We start from the raw sequence: 19,617 nt of genomic DNA, 5'->3' as shown, positions 1-19,617 counted from the left end.
CCTTACTTGCGGACTTTGAGGGCGAAGAGACCCTGCGGCCGCAGCATCAGGATGCCGACGACAGCGAGCAGCGTCAGGACCTTGGCCATCGAGCCCGACATGAAGAATTCGAGCGTCGATTGCGTCTGCGAGATCGAGAACGCGGAGGCGATGGTGCCGAGCAGGCTGGCCGCGCCGCCGAATACGACGACGAGGAACGTGTCGACGATGTAGAGCTGTCCGGAGGTCGGCCCGGTCGAGCCGATCATGGTGAAGGCGCTTCCGGCGATACCGGCGATGCCGCAACCAAGCCCGAAGGTGTAGCGGTCGACCTTCTCGGTGTTGATGCCGACCGCTCCGGCCATGATGCGGTTCTGCACCACCGCACGGACCTGGCGGCCCCAGCGCGACATGTACATGACGTACGCGACCGAGAGAGTGATCAACACTGTGAGACACATCACGAAGACGCCGTTGATCGGCACTTCGATGCTGTCGGTGACGTGCAGCGAGCCCAGCATCCATTGCGGCAGCTCGACCCCGACCTCACGCGCGCCGAACACGGAGCGATAGGCCTGCTGCAGCATCAGGCTGAGCCCCCAGGTGGCAAGCAGCGTATCCAGCGGGCGCTTGTAGAGATGCCGTATCAGCACCCACTCCACCAGCATCCCCAATGCGCCGGATGCGACAAAGGCCAGGATCATCGCAAGGAAGAAATAGCCGCTGAACAAGCCCGGCAAATAGGACTGGAAGACGTTCGAGGTCATCCAGGTGACGTAGGCGCCGAGGATCATGAACTCGCCATGGGCCATGTTGATGACGCCCATCTGGCCGAAGATGATGGCAAGCCCGAGCGCCATCAGGACGTAGACCGAGAACAGGATCAGTCCTGCAAAGCCCTGCATGACGAAGATGGAGCCAAGGTCACCAAGCGAGTAGTCGCCGAACATCGATGTCCTCCGTCGGGGATAAGGGTCCCGCGTCGCGATGCAGGTTCGCGACGCGGGGGTCTTGGGCGTGGATTTGCTGTCCACGCCAGGGAGAGGCTTGGTATTTGGACGAAAGCGCGACTGGGAGCGCTTCTTACTGGTAGCCCTTCGGGAACGGATCCGGCTCGACGAGATCGGCGGTCTCATAGATCAGCTCGAACTGGCCATCGAGCTTGGCGCGCCCCACCCGGGTCTTCGACCAGAGATGATGGTTCTCGTGGATGCGCACATAGCCTTCCGGCGCGCCCTTGAACTCGACGCCGGGCGAGGCCGCCGCGATCTTGTCGACGTCGAAGGAGCCCGCCTTCTCCACCGTCAACTTCCACAGCCACGGGCCGAGATAGGCAGCCTGGGTGACGTCTCCGATCACTGTCTTCTCGCCCCACGCCTTCTTGAACGCCGGCACGAACGCCTTGTTGTTCGGATTGTCGAGCGATTGGAAGTACTTCATGCAGGCATAGGCGCCCGCGATGTTCTCGCCGCCGATGCCGTCGATCTCGTCTTCGGTCACCGAGATCGTCAGCAGCGCCTGCTTGGAGAGGTCGATGCCGGCGGCCTTGAGCTGCTTGTAGAAGGCGACGTTGGAGCCGCCCACGACGTCGGTGAAGATCACGTCGGGCTTGGTCAGCTTGATCTTGTTGATGACCGAGTTGAACTGGGTGTTGCCGAGCGGATAGTACTCCTCGCCGACCACCTTGCCCTTCAGCACGTTCTCGACGTGCTTGCGCGCGATCTTGTTCGAGGTGCGCGGCCAGATGTAGTCGGAGCCGATGAAGAAGAACGACTTGGCGCCCTTTTCCTTGGCGATCCAGTTCAGGCCGGCGAGAATCTGCTGGGTCGCTTCCTGACCGGTGTAGATGACGTTCTTGGACTGCTCGAGGCCTTCGTAGAAGGTCGGGTAATAGAGCATGCCGTTATACTGCTCCATGACCGGCAGCACCGCCTTGCGCGAGGCCGAGGTCCAGCAGCCCATGATCGCCGCGACCTTGTCGTTGACCAGCAGCTTCTTGGCCTTTTCCGCAAAGGTCGGCCAGTCGCTGGCGCCGTCTTCCTGGATGAACTTGATCTTGCGGCCGAGCACGCCGCCGGCGGCATTGATCTGCTCGATGGCGAGCTTTTCGGCCTCGATCGACCCGGTCTCGGAGATGGCCATGGTGCCGGTCGCCGAGTGCAGGATGCCGACCGTGACCTCGGTGTCGGTGACCGCAAGGCCGGTGGTGTTGACCGCCGAGGTCGCGGGAGCCTGCGCAAAGGACGCCCGCGGGAGCATCGTGATGGCGGGCACGGCGGCCATTCCCATCAATAGTTTGCGCCGGAGCGGCGACAAAAGGCCCTTGTTTGGTTCGTCTGACATGAGCACCCCACTTTTGTTCGAGGACACGCGATTGGTGCCGTGAGGATGGCTCGGATTGATGGAGCGCCAGCATACGCAAGATCGCGTATACTGCACCGCAAAATGCCGACGTAGGCTTTTGGTACGGAATTTGCGAGGGCTCCGGGTCCGTATCAGGAGTGGGGTAGAGCGTGGCAGGGCGGCAGCGAATCGACCGCGTCAGGCGCCAGTACAACCAATGGGTCGCCAACCAGACGCTGGAGGACTATGCGCTGCGCTTCACGGCGAAGAGCGCGCGCCGCTGGTCCGCCGCCCGGGTCGCCAATACGGCGCTGGGCGCGATCTCGTTCCTGGCGATGGAGGCGATCGGCGGCACCATCACGCTGAACTATGGCGTCACCAACGCGGCCGCCGCCATCCTCGTGGTCTCGACCATTATCTTCTGCTGTGGCGTACCAATCGCCTATTATGCCGCCAAATGCGGCATCGACATCGACCTTCTCACGCGCGGCGCCGGCTTCGGCTATATCGGGTCCACCGTCACCTCGCTGATCTACGCGTCCTTCACCTTCATCTTCTTTGCGATCGAAGCCGTGATCCTCGCGTCCGCGCTCGAGATGTGCTTCGGGATTCCGCGGCCGATCGGCTATCTCATCAGCGCCGTCGTCATCATCCCGCTGGTGGCCTACGGCATCACGCTGATCAGCCGCTTCCAATTGTGGACGCAGCCGCTGTGGATCGTGCTCCACATCATTCCGTTCGCGGCGATCGCCTGGCACAACCCGCATTCCTTCACGGAGTGGCGAAAGTTCTCGGGCGAGCACGGCGACCTCAACGGGCATTTTGACCTGCTGCTGTTCGGGGTTGCGGCCTCGGTGGTGTTTTCGCTGGTGGCGCAGATCGGCGAGCAGGTCGACTTCCTGCGATTTTTGCCGCGAGATCGCCGCGCCTCCAGGGCGTCCTGGTGGGTGGCGCTGATGAGCGCGGGACCGGGCTGGATCGTGCTGGGCGCGCTGAAGCTCCTCGCGGGTTCGTTCCTCGCCTTCTTCGCGCTCAGCCACGGGGTGCCGCCCGAGGAGGCCGCCGAGCCTGCCCATATGTATCTCGAAGCGTTCCGCTATGTGCTGTCCCAGCCTGACCTCGCGCTGGCGTTGACCGGCACGTTCGTGATCCTGTCCCAGGTGAAGATCAACGTCACCAACGCCTATGCCGGCTCGATCGCCTGGTCGAACTTCTTCTCGCGCCTGACCCACAGCCATCCCGGCCGCGTCGTCTGGCTGGTCTTCAACGTCATCGTGGCGCTGCTGTTGATGGAGATCGGCGTCTACAAGGCGCTGGAGCAGACGCTCGCGCTCTATTCGAACGTCGCGATCGCCTGGGTCGGTGCGCTGGTCGCGGATCTCATCGTCAACAAGCCGCTTGGATTGCGGCCACAGCAGATCGAATTCAAACGCGCGCATCTCTACGACGTCAATCCGGTCGGCGTCGGTGCGATGACGATCGCGACCATTGTCTCGATCAGTGCCTTTTACGGCCTGTTCGGGCCGACCGCGAAGGCGCTGTCGGCCTTCATAGCGCTGGCGGTTGCCTTCCTCACCGCACCGTTGATTGCCTGGACCACGGACGGCAAATACTACATCGCGCGCAAGCCGAAACGGAGCTGGCAGGACATCGAGGCGATCCAGTGCTGCATCTGCGAGCACGCGTTCGAGCCGGAGGACATGGCCTCGTGCCCCGCTTATGCCGGCCCGATCTGCTCTCTGTGCTGCTCGCTGGATGCCCGCTGCCACGATCTCTGCAAGCCGCACGCGCGGATCCAGGCGCAGGTATCGGAGACGCTGGGCAAGCTGATGCCGCAGCCGATCTACGCGCGCATCAACTCGCAACTCGGCCACTATGTCGGCGTGTTCGTGGTCTCCGCCGGCCTCGTCGCGCTGGTGCTGGGCCTGATCTATCTGCAGACCTCGGCGAGCGTGCATGGCGAGAACGCGCTCGTCTCCGACGTGCTCTGGAAGGTTTTCTTCTCGCTCAGCATCATCATCGGCGTGGTGGCGTGGCTGTTCGTGCTGGCGCAGCAGAGCCGCCGCGCGGCGGAAGCCGAGACGCGACGGCAGACCGCGCTGCTGATCCAGGAGATCGACGCGCACAAGCGCACCGACGCCGAGCTGCAGCGCGCCAAGGAAGTCGCCGAATCCGCCAACCTCGCCAAGAGCCGCTACGTGGTGGGCCTGAGCCACGAGCTGCGTTCACCCCTGAACGCGATCAGCGGCTATGCCCAGCTCCTGGAGCAGGACACGACGCTCAACACCAAGCCGCGCGACCAGGTCCGCGTCGTCCGCCGCAGTGCCGACCACCTCTCCGGCCTGATCGACGGCATTCTGGACATCTCCAAGATCGAGGCCGGACGGCTGTATCTGTCGCGCGACGAGGTGCGCTTCAGCGAGTTCCTCGATCAGCTGGTCGGCATGTTCCGCCTTCAGGCCGCTGCCAAGGGCATCGATTTCGTCTTCCGACGGCCGGCGTATTTACCGCTGGTGGTCTATGCCGACGAGAAGCGGCTGCGCCAGGTGTTGATCAATTTGCTCTCGAACGCCATCAAGTTCACCCAGACCGGCAGCGTGCAGTTCGTGGTGCACTATCGCAGCCCCGTTGCCGAGTTCGAAGTGATCGACACCGGTCCCGGCATCCAGGGCGACGATCTCGAACGCATCTTCGCGCCGTTCGAGCGCGGTGCGCTCGGCGTCTCGCAGCCGCAAACCGGCACCGGCCTCGGCCTGACCATCAGCCGTCTGCTCGCCGGTGTGATGGGCGGCGATATCAAGGTCATGAGCACGGTCGGCACCGGCTCAACATTCAAGGTCAAGATCCTGCTCTCGGAGGTCACCAATCCGCAGCTCATCGCGCCGGTGGAGGCCCCGGTCTCCGGCTATCACGGCGCGCGCAAGACCATTCTCATCACCGACGACGACCCCGTGCATCGCGACCTCCTGCGCGAGGTGCTGACCCCGCTCGGCTTCATCCTGCTCAGCGCGCCGGATGGCCCCGGCTGCCTCGCATTGGCGCAGCATTGCCGGCCCGATCTGTTCCTGCTCGACATCTCGATGCCCGCCATGGACGGCTGGGCCGTCGCGGAGGCCTTGCGCGCGAGCGGCCATCACCAGGCCCGCATCCTGATGGTGTCGGCCAGCGCGATCGAGGCGCACGGGGCGCCGCTGGCGCAGCCCTTCCATGACGGCTATTTGATGAAGCCGATCGACATCCCGAGGCTCCTGGAGACGATCCGCCAGCTCCTCAAGATCGAATGGCAATACGGCTCGGACGAGATCGCGGTGCCGTTCTGGCGCCCCGAAAGCGGATCGAGGCCGCCGGCGCGGCACATCGAGGCGCTGATCGGGCTCGGCCAGATCGGCTACGTCAGGGGCATCCAATTGAAGCTGGACGAGATCGGCAGCGAGCATCCGGAGCACGCCGACTTCGTCGCGCAGATGCGGTCGCTGGTCGACCGGTTCGATCTCGAGCAGTACATGGCCACATTGAAGACGTTGCATGCGCATGAACATTGAGTCGAAAAAGCGCGACGTCGCGCTCGTTGTAGATGACTCTCCCGAGACGTTGCGGCTGCTCACCGACGCGCTCGACGGCGCCGGCATGACGGTGATGGTGGCGCTCGACGGCGCGGCCGCGATACGCATCATCGACCAGATCACGCCCGATATCGTTCTGCTCGATGCCGTGATGCCCGGCATCGACGGCTTCGAGACCTGCCGTCGGCTCAAGCGCGATGCGGGTCTTGCCAATGTCCCCGTGATCTTCATGACGGGCCTCGCCGAAACCGAGCATATCGTGCGTGGGCTCGAGGCCGGCGGCGTCGATTACGTGACAAAGCCGATCGTGATCGAGGAGATGCTGGCGCGCATCCGCGTCCATCTCGGCAATGCCCGGCTGACCCAGAGTGCGCGCGCCGCGCTCGACGTCTCCGGCCGCTTCCTGTTCGCGGTCGACCGCCATGGCAATCTGCTGTGGGCAACGCCGCAGGCGCAGAAGCTGCTGTCCGATCATCACGGCGCACAGGCCGACGATTTCGTCCTGCCGCCATCGCTGCTGCTATGGCTGGAGCAGGCCAAAGCCAAGGGCAGCTCGAAATCCCAGGCGGCTTGCTTGCCCGACAATCCGCAGCTGCGGCTCTATTACATGGGCGAAACTGCGCCGAACGAATTCCTGCTGCGGCTCTCCAGGGAGTCCGGCACCGCGCCGCCGCCAGAATTCACCAGCGAGCTCGGCCTCACCACCCGCGAGGGCGAGGTGCTGGCCTGGCTCAGCAAGGGCAAGACCAATCGCGACATAGCGCAAATCCTGGGCCTCAGCCCGCGCACGGTCGACAAGCATCTCGAGCAGATCTACGCAAAACTCGGCGTGGAGAACCGGACGGCGGCGGCGGCGATTGCGGCGAATGCGACGCGAAGGAACTCGTGAGCGCAGTGCGGATGAGTTGGTGCGCTACTGATCCCACAACCGCTGTCGTCCCGGACAAGCGAAGCGCAGATCCGGGACCCGTAGCCACAGCCGATGTTTGGCGAAGGCTCGGAGTTAGCAGCGCTCCATAACTACTCCCTGTGGTTATGGGCCCCCGCCTTCGCGGGGACGACAGTGGAGGATGTGGCAATCGTTACCGCCCCTTACACCCCCGGACGCCCTCACCCGTACACAAACGCCTTGTCATCCAGATCCGTCTTCGGGATCTCGCCCTTCTCCGTCCAGTAATCCTGGCTGTGCTGCCATTCCGGCTTGTCGCCGCGCTTGGGCAACAGATCCATGTTGCGCATCATGTAGCCGGGGTTGAAGTTTTCCGGATCGATCCAGGGCAGGATCGGCATGTTGTGGTCTTCGGCACGCAAGCGCACCTCGACCTTCTTGGCGCCCTTGGTCTTCATATGGCCGAGCAGCCGGCAGACGAAGTCGGCGACGAGATCGACGCGCAGCGTCCAGCTGGCGCGGAAATAGCCGAACACCCAGACCATGTTCGGAACGCCCGTGAACATCATGCCGCGATAGGTGACGGTATCGCCGAAGGCGAGCGGCTTGCCGTCGACCTCGAAGGCGATGTCGCCGAGCGCCGCGAGATTGAAGCCAGTCGCGGTGACGATGACATCGGCTTCCAGCAGCTTGCCGGACTTGAGCTGAATGCCGTTCTCGACGAAGCATTCGATCTCGTCGGTTACGACGGAGGCCTTGCCGCTGGCGATGCCCTTGAACAGATCGGCATCGGGCACGAAGGCGATGCGCTGCCGCCACGGCCGGTAAGTCGGCGTAAAGTGCGTCTCGACGTCGTAGTCGGGACCGAGCACCGCACTGATCTGGCCGATCAGGTCCTTCTTGACCTGCTCTGGCTTGGACACGCAGAGTTTCGTGAAGGCATCCTGCTCGAACAGGATCTTGCGCCGAACGATCTCGTGGATCCAGGCCTCGTCGACCTGAAGCCGGCGCAGCTCTTCCGCGATCTCGATGGCGTTGCGGCCGAGGCGAAAATAGGTCGGCGAACGCTGCAGCATGGTGACATGCGCGCATTGGTCAGCGATGTTCGGCACCAGCGTCGCCGCTGTGGCGCCCGAGCCGATCACAACGACCTTCTTGTTCGTGAGGTCGACGTCATCGGGCCATGTCTGCGGATGGACGATGCGGCCCTTGAAGCGATCGGTGCCCTTCCATTCCGGCGTGTAGCCTTCCGAATGACGGTAATAGCCCTGGCACATCCAGAGGAAGTTCGCCGTGAACGTCCTCGGCTCGCCGGTGTCGGTCGTCACCGCCTCAATAGTCCAGAGATTCTGCTCGCTCGACCAGCTGGCGGAATTGATCTTGTGCTTGTAGCGGATGTGCTTGGCGATACCGTTGTCGTCGATCACCTCTTTCATATAGGTGAGGATTTCTTCGGCGGTCGCGATCGGCGGCCCGACCCAGGGCTTGAAGCTATAGCCGAACGTATGGAGATCACTGTCCGAGCGGATGCCGGGATAACGATGCGTGCTCCAGGTGCCGCCGAACGTCGCCTGCGTCTCCAGGATGACATAGCTCGTGCCCGGAAGCTGCTTCTCGATGTGATAGGCGCTGCCGATGCCGGAGATGCCGGCGCCGACGATCAGCACGTCGAAATGTTCAGAAGCCTGTTTGGCGGTGGCGTGACTGCGAACAGCGACATTCATTGTTGCTTCTATGCCTTGCTTGTTTTTGTGGCCGCCCTTGACGGACGACGCGTTTCCTCCGCGGCCGGCATGATCACCCGCCGCGCTTCCGCTTCAAAATGACATAGATCGAGCCGCGGTCAAATCACAGCGCCGCACCCCAGCTCCGCGCGGTCTGCAAGATCCAGTCGCGGTAGAGCGTGAGCGGTGTGACGCCGGTCAATCCGCCACAGCCATCGCCGGCGTTCGGTCCCGTCGCCCAGCTGATGACACCGACAAGCACGGCGCCGTTCGGCTTGTCCTCGAACACAGGACCACCGGAATCGCCGGTACAAGCGCCAATTCCGTCGCGAACACCGTTGGTTACGGGATCGACCAGGCGAATCTGAAGCGTGCCGGGCTGGCCCGTGACGACAAGGCCCGCGACGCGCGTGGCCCCGCCGCTCCTGCCATCACCGCGCACGGTGACACCGGTACCGGCAATGACGAAACGGCTACCGACCTGGATTGGAATATTCGGCGCGCCGACCGGCACCGTCGATTTTCCCTTGAGTGGAATTTCCAGTTGCAGCAGCGCCACGTCTGCGCCGGCGCGATGAACCTGCGCTTTGTAGCCCGGATGGATCGCGATGGTGCGCACGTTCAGCAATTGCGGTGCGCCACCGCTGCGATCGACGATCTTGTAGTCCGCGCCCGGCGGCACGCAGTGAGCGCCGGTCAACACGATCTTCGGCGCGATCAGAGTTCCGGTGCAGGAATTGCCGCGCGAGCCGACGATGGTGACGACGGCGCGCGCGACGCCATCGGCCTGCGGCGCGCCGCCGCCGACGATGGCATGGGCGGGTGTGGCGAGCAGCAGCGCAGTCGTGATGAACGTGGCAAGCTTCTTCATGGGAACACGCTTCGGTATTGGCGGCGGCAGATTGCTTCGGACTGGTCCTTGCCGATAGCGCATGCTAGCCCTCTTGGAAAGGAATTGACGAGGGCAGGATAGTGGCGATCGAGGCGGTGATCTTTGATTTTGGCGGCGTGCTGACGAGTTCGCCGTTCGAGGCATTCGCGCGGTTCGAGACCGAGCGCGGCCTGCCCGTGGACATCATACGGCGGACCAACGCCGCCAATCACCTGGAGAATGCCTGGGCCAAGTTCGAGCGGGCCGAGGTCGATATCGACGCCTTCGACGAATTGTTCGCCACGGAATCGCTCGCACTCGGCGCGGAGGTGCGCGGCCGCGACGTGCTGCCGCTGCTGCAGGGCGATCTGCGCCTCGAGATGGTCGAGGCATTGAAGCGCATCAAGGCGCAATTCAAGACCGGCTGCATCACCAACAATCTGCCTGCCAATGCCATCGGCAGCATGACCGGGCGCTCCCTCTACATCGCCGAAGTCATGGTGTTGTTCGACCACGTGATCGAATCCGCCAAGATCGGCCTGCGCAAGCCTGATCCGCGAATCTACAGGCTGATGGTCGAGACGCTGAAGGTCGATCCGAACAATTGCGTCTATCTCGACGATCTCGGCGTCAATCTGAAGCCCGCGCGCGAGATGGGCATGACTACGATCAAGGTGACGAGCGGAGCGCAGGCGATCGCCGAGCTCGAGAAAGCAACTGGGCTGAAGCTGACCTAATTCGCAAATGCCGTAGGGTGGGCAAAGCGGAGCGTGCCCACCACAAGCAGATGGTGGGCACGGCGCTTTCGCGCCTTTGCCCACCCTACGGGAGCTCGCAATGACGGCGGAGCCTACTTTGCCGCCGCCGCGATTCGCTCCGGAAACGCCGCCGCCAGCTCGTCGCGATCCGGCTTCAGCACGCCGCGCTCGGTGATGAGGCCGGTCACGAGCCGCGCCGGCGTCACGTCGAAAGCGTAATTCGCGACCGGCGATCCCTCCGGCACGATGCGCACCGTCTCCAGCCTTCCATCGGCGGTGCGGCCGGTCATGTCGGTGACCTCAACGCCGCTGCGCTGCTCGATCGGAATGTCGCGGATGCCGTCATGGACGGCAAAATCGATCGTCGGCGACGGCAGCGCGACATAGAACGGCACGCCGTTGTCGTGGGCGGCGAGCGCCTTCAGATAGGTGCCGATCTTGTTGCAGACATCGCCATTGGCGGCGACGCGGTCGGTACCGACGATGGCGAGGTCGACCATGCCGTGCTGCATCAGGTGCCCGCCGGTGTTGTCGGGGATCACCGTGTGCGGAACGCCGTGATGACCGAGTTCCCAGGCCGTGAGCGAGGCGCCCTGGTTGCGCGGACGTGTCTCGTCGACCCAGACATGGATCTTGATGCCGCGTTCATGCGCAAGATAGATCGGCGCCGTCGCCGTGCCCCAGTCGACGGTGGCGAGCCAACCGGCGTTGCAATGGGTCAAGACGTTGACGGTCTCGCCCCGCTTCTTCGATGCGATTGCCTCGATCAGCTTCAAGCCGTTGCCGGCGATGCCGCGGTTGATCTCGACGTCCTGCTCGACGATCTCGTCGGCACGCGCATAGGCTGCCTCGGCGCGCTCCAGCGGATCGATCGGCGCGAGCGCCGTGCGCATCTCGTCCAGCGCCCATTTCAGATTGATCGCCGTCGGCCGCGCCACCACGAGCGTGTCGTAAGCGCGCTTCAGGCCGGCGTCGGAAGCGTCCTCGCGCATGGCGAGCGCCATGCCGTAGGCAGCGGTGGCACCGATCAGGGGCGCGCCTCGCACCAGCATGTCGCGGATGGCGACGGCTGCGTCTTCGCAGGATGTGAGTTTCGCGACGACGAACTCATGCGGCAGCCGGCGCTGGTCGATCGCGCCGATTGACCAGCCGTCATGCTCGCGCCAGATGCTGCGAAAATGCTTGCCGTCAACCTTCATGGCATTCTGCCTTTCTCATACTCGCAGGATGCGCCCGGCCACCGCATCGAGCTTCTTCAGAAGCTCGGGATCGCGCGCCTCGGGCGCCGTGATCAGCGCGGTGTCGAGCGCGCGGTCCGAACCGATCGGACACGACTCATGCTCGCGCGGAAAATCCTTTGCCAGCCGCGCCACCAGCGCCTTCGCCTTGTCGGCGTTCGAGGTCAGCACGCGGATGATGTCCTGCACGGTGACGGCATCGTGATCGGGATGCCAGCAGTCGAAATCCGTCACCATCGCCACCGTGGCGTAACAGATTTCCGCCTCACGCGCGAGCTTCGCCTCCGGCATGTTGGTCATGCCGATCACGGAATAGCCCAGCGTCTTGTAGGTCATGCTCTCCGCATAGGTGGAGAATTGCGGCCCCTCCATGCAGACGTAAGTGCCGCCACGCGCGATCGCGATGCTCTCGGCTTCAGCGGCCGCGGCAAGATGGATACGCAAACGTGGAGAGACCGGATGCGCCATCGACACATGCGCGACACAGCCCCGGCCGAAGAACGAGCTTTCGCGTTTGTGGGTGCGGTCGACGAACTGATCGACGAGAACGAAGGTGCCCGGCGGCAGCTCCTCCCTGAAGGAACCGCAGGCCGACAGCGAGATCAGATCGGTGACGCCGGCCCGCTTCAAGACGTCGATATTGGCGCGGTAGTTGATGTCGGAGGGCGACAGCCGGTGCCCCTTGTCGTGCCGCGGCAGGAATACGATCGGCAACCCTGCGATGGTGCCGCGGCGCACGGGCGCCGACGGCTCGCCCCAGGGGCTCTCGATCGCCTCTTCGCGCGCACCCTCAAGGCCCGGCAAATCATAGATGCCCGAGCCGCCGATGATGCCCAATACCGCCTGCGTCATGCCTGCTCCACCCTGTTCGCCACGTGCGACATGGTTAAGCTATGCCAGTTTTGCGGCGGATTTGGAACGGGGTGGTGGGGCGATGTCGGTGGTGTGAGAGGCGCGGAATGGCGCGTCAAATCCGGTGTCGTCCCTGCGTACGCAGGGACCCATAACCACAGGCCGTGGTTTGGCGAAGACTCGTAGTTCAGTACTGGACCGCCAGATCGAGGGATTCCGCGGTATGGGTCCCTGCGCCCCGTGCGCAATTGCGCACTAGGCAGGGACGACAGTCGTGGTGGGCTTAAGCCGCGTTCGCCAGCTGCAGTTGGGTCGCCACCATCCGCTCCAGCGTCTCGACGGACTGGAAATTCTCCGGCGTGATCTCGGCTTGCGGGATGGTGAAGTCGAACTCGGCTTCGACGCCGAGCATCAGATTGACCATGTCCATCGAGGTCAGGCCGACGTCGACCAGCTTTGCAGACGACGTGACATCGGCCATGAGCGAATTCTGCTCGAGGATGCCCTTCACCAGCTTGATGATGCGATTGCGTACGTCGGTATCAAAGGATTGCATCGGCAAATTCCCGTCTGTCTGTCAAAGGTCGAACCGGCTTGCCGCTACGATGGGCACGGCCTGCCGGTCCCGCAATGGGCGACACCAATACTTCGCGTTTCTTAGTAAACGATGACTCAGATTGTCTGAAATTCAGGCTTCTTCCAGAGTCCTAACGCGATGCTGGAAAAACGGGTGATGCAAACAACCGGACCTTAACTGTTCGTTCGGAATTGGGCTTTGTTTACCCTCTATTTCATCGACGAATTTGAATTAAATCCGTAGCCTCGTCTCACAAGCAAAGATGGCCGGAGGATCGCTTACGCGCATCGCGAATGATGCCGGCGATCTCGAACGGCAAACCGGAGGCGGACGAGTATGAACGTGCGTGAAGCAGTCCTCACTGTCGACGAAACGCAGACGGGCTTCCTCGAGCAGGGTCCCTCCCTGACCGAGCGCGCCGCCCGGACCGCCGCAGCTGCCGCGGCCGACGCCGACGGGGTCGATCGCGACGCCCGTTTCCCGCACAAGGCTTTCGAGGTCGCGCGCGAGCAGAAGCTGCTCGGCGTCATGATCCCGGTCGAATTCGGCGGCTTCGGTGCCTCCATCTACGACGTCACCGACATCTGCTACACGCTCGGACGCGCCTGCGCCTCGACCGCGATGATCTATGCGATGCACCAGACCAAGGTTGCGTGCGTCATCAGGCACGGCCACGGCATCCCCTGGATGGAAACCATGATGCGCCGGGTCGCCCGCGACCAGTGGCTGCTCGCCTCCTCCACCACCGAAGGCCAGAACGGCGGCAACATCCGCGCCAGCGCCGCTGCCGTCGATCACGCCGGCGACACCGTTTCGCTGGTGCGCGACGCCACCGTGATCTCCTACGGCGCCGAAGCCGACGGCCTCGTCACCATCGCCCGCCGCGCTACCGAGGCCGCCGCCTCCGACCAGGTGCTGCTGGCGCTCGCCAGGGACGATTATTCGCTGAAGCGGACGCTGGGCTGGGAAACGCTCGGCATGCGCGGCACCTGCTCGACCGGCTTCGAGCTGAAGGTCGATTGTCCCGCCGACCGCGTCTTCCCGGAATCCTATGACAAGATCCACGCCCAGACCATGACGCCGTTCGCGCATCTGTGCTGGTCGTCGGCCTGGGCCGGCATCGCCGCCGCAGCGGTGACCCGCGCGCAGGCCTTCATCCGCAAGGCGGCCCGCACCTCCGGCGGCCAGATGCCGCCGGCCGCGGCGCATTTCACCGCCGCCAAGATGTCGCTGGCGAAGCTGCGCGCGCTGCTGTCGGCCAATATCGATGCCTTTGCCCGCGCCGAGCATGACGAGCGCGCCCTCGGCTCGCTCGACTTCCAGTCCTCGATCACGCTGCTGAAGGTGCAGGCCTCCGAGCTCGCGGTCGAGACCGTGATGCATGCGATGCGCACAGCCGGCCTCTCCGGCTACCGCAACGACGGCGAGTTCACTATGGGCCGGCACCTCCGCGACGTGCTGTCGTCCCCGATCATGATCAACAACGACCGTATTCTGGCCAATGCCGCGACATCGACGCTGATGAGCGGCGTGCCGACAAGCCTTCACGACTGAATCAACAACAACAATTTTGAGATAGCAGGACATCGCGCCATGAACATTGCCATCCTCCCCGACTCGCCCGCGACCGCGCCGCAGATGATCGATCCGCTCGATCATCTCGCCGACAAGCTGTTCCACCGCATGGGCGCTGATGGCGTCTACGCCCGCACCGCGCTCTATGAAGGCGTCGTCGAGAAGCTCGCCGCGCTGATCACCAGCCATCGCGAGAGCGGCACCGAGGTGATGCGTTTCCCGCCGGTGATGAGCCGGGCCCAGCTGGAAAAATCCGGCTATCTCAAGAGCTTTCCGAACCTGCTCGGCTGCGTTTGCGGTCTGCACGGGACCGAGCGCGAGATCAACGCCGCGGTGAGCCGCTTCGATGCCGGCGGCGACTGGACCACCTCACTGTCTCCCGCCGATCTCGTGCTGTCGCCCGCCGCCTGCTATCCGGTCTATCCGATCGCGGCGAGCCGCGGCCCCTTGCCGAAGGGCGGCCTGCGCTTCGACGTTGCCGCTGATTGCTTCCGCCGCGAGCCGTCGAAGCATCTCGACCGGCTGCAATCGTTCCGGATGCGCGAATATGTCTGCATCGGCAGCCCCGACGACGTCGCCGATTTCCGCGAGCGCTGGATGGTGCGCGCGCAGAAGATCGCGACCGACCTCGGCCTCACCTTCCGCGTCGACTACGCCAGCGATCCCTTCTTCGGCCGCGTTGGCCAGATGAAGGCGGTGAGCCAGAAGCAGCAGCAGCTCAAGTTCGAGCTGCTCATTCCGCTGCGCTCGGAAGAGCAGCCGACGGCCTGCATGAGCTTCAACTATCACCGCGAGCATTTCGGCACGACCTGGGGAATTCAGGATGCCGGCGGCGAGCCAGCCCACACCGGCTGCGTCGCCTTCGGCATGGACCGGCTGGCGGTCGCCATGTTCCACACCCACGGCACGGACCTTTCCGCCTGGCCCGCCAAGGTGCAGGACGTCCTGGGCCTGCAGCCGCGGGTCACGGCCGATGCCCATGTCGAAGGCTGGCGCTAGCAGCATGATCCGGATCCGAAGGACCGCGTCAGCGAAAAGTGCAAAGCGGTCTTCCGACAATATCATGCTGAAACAATAGACCAAACGAGGCCTGTCATTTCCACGGGTAAGACGAGCGTGATTCACACCAAGGTGCGATGCCGCGAGATCACCGAGTCCGACGCCGAAGCGGTCGCGGACCTGCTGACGCGCGGCTTCGTCGGCCGCTCGCGGAACTATTGGATCCAGGGTCTGCGCCGGCAGGCCTTCCGGTCCGTGCCGGAGGGCTATCCGCGCTTCGGCTACATGCTCGAGAGTGACGGCACGCCGGTCGGCGTGCTGCTGCTGATCTACACGGCGCGAAAGAACGGCGAAGAGACCGCCATCCAGTGCAATCTGTCGAGCTGGTATGTCGATCCGGCCTACCGCAACTATGCCCCGCTGCTGACCAAGATCGCGCAGCGGCACAAGGACGTGACCTATTTCAACATCAGCCCGGCCCCGTGGACCTGGCCGATCATCGAGACGCAGGGCTTTCGCGCCTATTGCCGCGGCATATTCTTCTCGGTTCCTGCCCTGGCGCGACCTCCGCGCTGGAGCGAGATCGAGGTCATCTCGCCTCACGCCAAGACGATCGAGGGGCTATCCGAAGCCGAAACCGAGCTCTTGACGCGGCATGCGCGCTACAATTGCCTCAGCCTCGTCTGCCGCACGCCGAAGGGAACATTCCCCTTCATCCTGCAGCCGGTGCGCATCCGCCGCGGCTTCATTGCGCCTCCTGCGATGAAGCTGATCTACTGCCGTAGCGCCGCGGAATACGCCGCCTGCGCAGGCCGCATCGGCCGGCTGCTGCTTCGGCTCGGCAAGATCGCGGTGGCGATCGATTCCAATGGACCGCTTCCCGGCCTAGTCGGTATTTATACCGAGCGGCGCGGTCGCAAATACTTCAAGGGCCCGGATCGGCCGCAGCTCGGCGATCTCACCGATACGGAACTGGTGTTGTACGGGCCGTAGGGAAGGCTGTCGGACCAGACCACCGCTGTCGTCCCTGCGAACGCAGGGACCCATACCGCGTGATCTGTCTCTAAGCCGCAATGCTGGTACCACGGGAAGGCCCCTTCACTTCCAATCTTCGTCAAACCTTTCCCTGTGGTTATGGGTCCCTGCTTTCGCAGGGACGACACTTCATTTGACGCGCCCTCCCGGCCAACTCTCGCGCGCACCTCCGCATTTCCGACGCGCTCTCCATCGCCAGTCACCCTCCGTAAACTACTGCGCTTAAGGGAATTTTCCGGCCTCTTCGCTACCCTCGGCGGCTGAATTAGGTTGCGTTAAGTCTATTGCTCGCCGAGATCCCGCCGATCCCATGACGTCGACCTGCGACAACGAGTTTGGTGCACGCCGCGAGCAGGGCCCGGAGGCCTTGGTCGCGCTGAGCCAGCTTGCGCTCGACCACATGGAACAGGGCGTCTGCGTCTACGATGCCGACAACCGGATCGTGCTGGTCAACCAGCGTTACTTGTCGCTGTTCGACATGTCGGCCGACATCGTGCGCGTGGGCACGAGCTACCGCGAGGTACTTGCGCATAGTGCGATGCGCGGCAACTTTCCCCAGGACCAGCTCGACACGCTGTATTCGGCGCGGATCGCGCAGATCGCTGGGGGAAAGCCGTTCCGGACCGAGCAGCAGCTGGCGAGCGGCCTCGTCATGTCGCTCGAGTTGAAGCCGCTTCCCGGCGGCGGCTGGATGACGATCTGCGACGATGTCACCCGCCTCGCCCGGCTCGAGGCGGAATTGCGCGTGCAGACCGAGCGCAGCCAGCACGCGCTCGCCAACATGTCGCACGGCCTCATCATGTATGATGCCGACAGTTGCGTCGTCGTCTGCAACGAACGTTTCCTGAACCTCTACAACCTCGATCCCAGCATCGTAAGGCCGGGCGCCTCGCATCGCGAGGTGCTCGATCATTGGGTATCGCGCGGCAATTTGCCGGGCATGCCGACAGACGAATTCCATAAATCCAGGCTGGAGGACGTGCGCACCAGAAAGGCGAAGTCCCTGCTGGTGATGCGTTATGACGGACGCATGGTGCAGACGGTCTCGCGCTTCCTGCCCGACGGCGGCTGGGTGACCGTGCATGAGGACGTCACGGAACGGCTGCAATATGAAGAGACGCTGCGGCAACAGAATTTTATTCTCGATGCCGCGATGGAGAACATGGCGCACGGGCTCGCCTTCTATGACAGCGACATGCGCCTTCGCGTCTGCAACACCACCTACCGCAAGATCTACCTGCTGTCGCCGGAGGAGACCAGGCCCGGCACGCATCTCGCCGAGCTGATCGAGCGCTCGATGGCGAACGGCGCGTTCTCGTCCGAGTACAGCCCCCGGCAGCTCTTGGAAGCCGCCAGCGCCAGGATCGCGAACCGCGATTCCTCGCCGATGCGCCGGCGCATGTCGAACGATACAGTGATCTCGGTGCGCTATTGCGCGCTGCCCGAGGGCGGCTTCGTCGCCACTTACGAGGACATCACCGAACGCGAGCACGCGATCGAGGAGCTGAGCGAGCAGTATCGCCGCTTCGACGCGGCGCTGAACAACATGAGCCAGGGCCTGTGCATGCTCGACGCGAGCCTGCGCGTCATCGTGTGCAATCGCCGCTACATCGAGATGTACGGCCTGTCGCCTGACATTGTGAAGCCCGGCGTCTCGATGCGCGAGATCATGGAGCACAGCTGCGAGCTCGGCATCCATCAGAACACCACAGCCGCGCGGCTCTATGCCGATTATGTCGAGCGGCTGCGCGAGGGCGAGCATACGCTGCATCGCCATTTGAGCGACGGCCGCATCATCAAGCTCAATCACAAGCGGATGGAGCATGGCGGCTGGGTCGTCACCTACGAGGACGTCACCGAGCGCCACAAGGCCCAGGCGCGCGTCGCGCACATGGCGCGGCACGATTCGTTGACCGACCTGCCCAACCGCACGCTGTTCCGCGAAAAGATGGGCGAGGGACTGAACCAGGTCGCGATCGCCGGCGGCGCCATGGCCGTGCTGTGCTTCGACCTCGACAATTTCAAGACCGTCAACGACCGCCTCGGCCACGCCGCCGGCGACCGGCTGCTGCGCTGGGTCGCGGCGCGGCTGAAGGAGAATGTCGGCGAGCACGATACCGTCGCACGGCTCGGCGGCGACGAGTTCGCCGTGCTCCAGCGCGGACCGCAGCCGCAAGCGGCGGAAAAGCTGGCCCGGCGTCTGGTCGAGGTTCTCGGTCATCCGCCGCCACTGGAAAACCAGTCGATCCATGTCGGCGCCTCCGTCGGCATCGCGATCGCACCAGACCACGGGCTCGATGCCGACGAACTGATGAAATGCGCAGATCTCGCGCTGTACCAGGCCAAGGCCAAGGGGCGCGGCGCCTATCAGCTGTTCGAGCCCGAGATGGAGGAAGAGGCGCGCAGCCGGCACGCGCTGGAGCACGATCTGCGCGGCGCGCTCGAGGCGCGTCAATTCCATCTGGTATTCCAGCCGCAGCTGCGGCTCGATTCGTCCGAGCTCACCGGGTTCGAGGCACTCCTGCGCTGGAAACATCCCTCGCGCGGCTTCGTCTCGCCGGCCGAGTTCATTCCGATCGCTGAAGAGACCGGGCTGATCGTTCCGATCGGCGAATGGGTGCTGCGCAGCGCCTGTGCGACCGCCGCGTCCTGGCCCGATGTCACCGTCGCGGTAAATCTGTCGCCGGTGCAGTTCCGTTCGCGCGGGCTGGTGGCGATGGTCACGAGCGCACTTGCCGAAGCCGGCCTGCCGCCGCAACGGCTCGAGCTCGAGGTCACCGAGACGGCGCTGCTCGACGACAGCGAGGCGACGATCGAGATCCTGCACCAGCTTCGCGCGTTAGGCGTGCGCGTCAGCCTCGACGATTTCGGCGTCGGCTATTCCTCGCTGAGCTATTTACGCAAGTTTCCGTTCGATCGCATCAAGATCGATCGTTCCTTCGTCGGCACGCTCGGCGAAAGTCCGGAGAGCGTTGCCATCGTCCGCACCATCGCAAGCCTCGGTTCCGTGCTCGGCGTCGAGACGACGGCGGAGGGTGTGGAGACCGAGGAGCAACTCGACTTCGTCCGCGAATGCGGCTGCACCGCCGTACAGGGCTATTATTTCGGCAGGCCGTGCCCCGCATCGGAGGTCGGCCGCGCCATCGAGACGCTGAACACGGTCCGGCGCGTGGCGTAGCGGCTTTCTGCTCCCTCAAATTCCGTCTCTCGGCAC

Annotated in this window: 14 protein-coding genes; 7 read left to right on the top strand and 7 right to left on the bottom strand. The window is 63.9% G+C overall.

Annotated elements, in window-relative coordinates:
- Positions 1 to 2 precede the first annotated feature (2 nt).
- Together urtB and urtA are read right to left on the bottom strand one after the other, a co-directional pair.
- Positions 3 to 929: an urea ABC transporter permease subunit UrtB gene (gene urtB, locus GGD66_RS27965; RefSeq protein ID WP_018316774.1), complete on the bottom strand. Its 927-nt coding sequence runs from the start codon at positions 927 to 929 to the stop codon at positions 3 to 5.
- Between the two features lie 133 nt (positions 930 to 1,062).
- Complete coding sequence (gene urtA / locus GGD66_RS27960; protein WP_026201734.1) at positions 1,063 to 2,322, bottom strand: urea ABC transporter substrate-binding protein; 1,260 nt, start codon at positions 2,320 to 2,322, stop codon at positions 1,063 to 1,065.
- 170 nt (positions 2,323 to 2,492) lie between these two features.
- Here urtA and GGD66_RS27955 point away from each other — a divergent pair, with 170 nt between their 5' ends.
- Complete coding sequence (locus GGD66_RS27955; RefSeq protein WP_183259598.1) at positions 2,493 to 5,864, top strand: ATP-binding protein; 3,372 nt, start codon at positions 2,493 to 2,495, stop codon at positions 5,862 to 5,864.
- Positions 5,848 to 6,774: a response regulator gene (locus GGD66_RS27950; RefSeq protein ID WP_183259597.1), complete on the top strand. Its 927-nt coding sequence runs from the start codon at positions 5,848 to 5,850 to the stop codon at positions 6,772 to 6,774. Before GGD66_RS27955 ends, GGD66_RS27950 begins: the two co-directional genes overlap by 17 nt.
- A 221-nt stretch (positions 6,775 to 6,995) precedes the next feature.
- Here GGD66_RS27950 and GGD66_RS27945 read toward each other — a convergent pair whose 3' ends face one another.
- The gene (locus GGD66_RS27945) at positions 6,996 to 8,498 is read right to left on the bottom strand and encodes an NAD(P)/FAD-dependent oxidoreductase (protein ID WP_183259596.1); all 1,503 of its coding nucleotides are present in this window, start codon (positions 8,496 to 8,498) and stop codon (positions 6,996 to 6,998) included.
- 124 nt (positions 8,499 to 8,622) lie between these two features.
- Positions 8,623 to 9,369 (bottom strand): trypsin-like serine protease, encoded by a 747-nt coding sequence (locus GGD66_RS27940; RefSeq protein WP_183259595.1) that lies wholly within the window; start codon positions 9,367 to 9,369, stop codon positions 8,623 to 8,625.
- Positions 9,370 to 9,470: 101 nt separating this feature from the next.
- Between GGD66_RS27940 and GGD66_RS27935 the strand changes: the two genes are divergently transcribed.
- Positions 9,471 to 10,106 (top strand): HAD-IA family hydrolase, encoded by a 636-nt coding sequence (locus GGD66_RS27935; protein WP_177236853.1) that lies wholly within the window; start codon positions 9,471 to 9,473, stop codon positions 10,104 to 10,106.
- 113 nt (positions 10,107 to 10,219) lie between these two features.
- Here GGD66_RS27935 and mtnA read toward each other — a convergent pair whose 3' ends face one another.
- The 3 genes from mtnA to GGD66_RS27920 all read right to left on the bottom strand — a co-directional run bounded on the left by mtnA (position 10,220) and on the right by GGD66_RS27920 (position 12,773).
- A complete protein-coding gene (gene mtnA / locus GGD66_RS27930) occupies positions 10,220 to 11,326 on the bottom strand; it encodes an S-methyl-5-thioribose-1-phosphate isomerase (RefSeq protein ID WP_092251600.1) in 1,107 nt (368 codons plus the stop codon).
- Positions 11,327 to 11,341: 15 nt separating this feature from the next.
- On the bottom strand, positions 11,342 to 12,217 hold the full coding sequence (locus GGD66_RS27925) for an S-methyl-5'-thioadenosine phosphorylase (RefSeq protein WP_092251599.1): 876 nt from the start codon (positions 12,215 to 12,217) through the stop codon (positions 11,342 to 11,344).
- 283 nt (positions 12,218 to 12,500) lie between these two features.
- Positions 12,501 to 12,773 carry a phosphopantetheine-binding protein gene (locus GGD66_RS27920; RefSeq protein WP_092251598.1) on the bottom strand — a complete coding sequence of 91 codons (273 nt, stop codon included), beginning with the start codon at positions 12,771 to 12,773 and terminating at the stop codon, positions 12,501 to 12,503.
- Positions 12,774 to 13,130: 357 nt separating this feature from the next.
- Here GGD66_RS27920 and GGD66_RS27915 point away from each other — a divergent pair, with 357 nt between their 5' ends.
- The 4 genes from GGD66_RS27915 (at position 13,131) to GGD66_RS27900 (ending at position 19,581) form a co-directional block, all read left to right on the top strand.
- Positions 13,131 to 14,348: an acyl-CoA dehydrogenase family protein gene (locus GGD66_RS27915; RefSeq protein WP_092251597.1), complete on the top strand. Its 1,218-nt coding sequence runs from the start codon at positions 13,131 to 13,133 to the stop codon at positions 14,346 to 14,348.
- A 39-nt stretch (positions 14,349 to 14,387) separates the two neighbouring features.
- On the top strand, positions 14,388 to 15,368 hold the full coding sequence (locus tag GGD66_RS27910; RefSeq protein ID WP_092251596.1) for an amino acid--[acyl-carrier-protein] ligase: 981 nt from the start codon (positions 14,388 to 14,390) through the stop codon (positions 15,366 to 15,368).
- Positions 15,369 to 15,485: 117 nt separating this feature from the next.
- Positions 15,486 to 16,361: a hypothetical protein gene (locus GGD66_RS27905; RefSeq protein ID WP_018316762.1), complete on the top strand. Its 876-nt coding sequence runs from the start codon at positions 15,486 to 15,488 to the stop codon at positions 16,359 to 16,361.
- A 352-nt stretch (positions 16,362 to 16,713) separates the two neighbouring features.
- Entirely contained in the window at positions 16,714 to 19,581 is a 2,868-nt protein-coding gene (locus GGD66_RS27900; RefSeq protein ID WP_183259594.1) for a PAS-domain containing protein, read from the top strand.
- Positions 19,582 to 19,617: the final 36 nt, after the last annotated feature.

Origin of the sequence: Bradyrhizobium sp. CIR48 (assembly GCF_014198315.1) — a bacterium.
Classification (GTDB): Bacteria; Pseudomonadota; Alphaproteobacteria; order Rhizobiales; family Xanthobacteraceae; genus Bradyrhizobium.
This window is presented reverse-complemented; position numbering and strand designations above follow the sequence as displayed.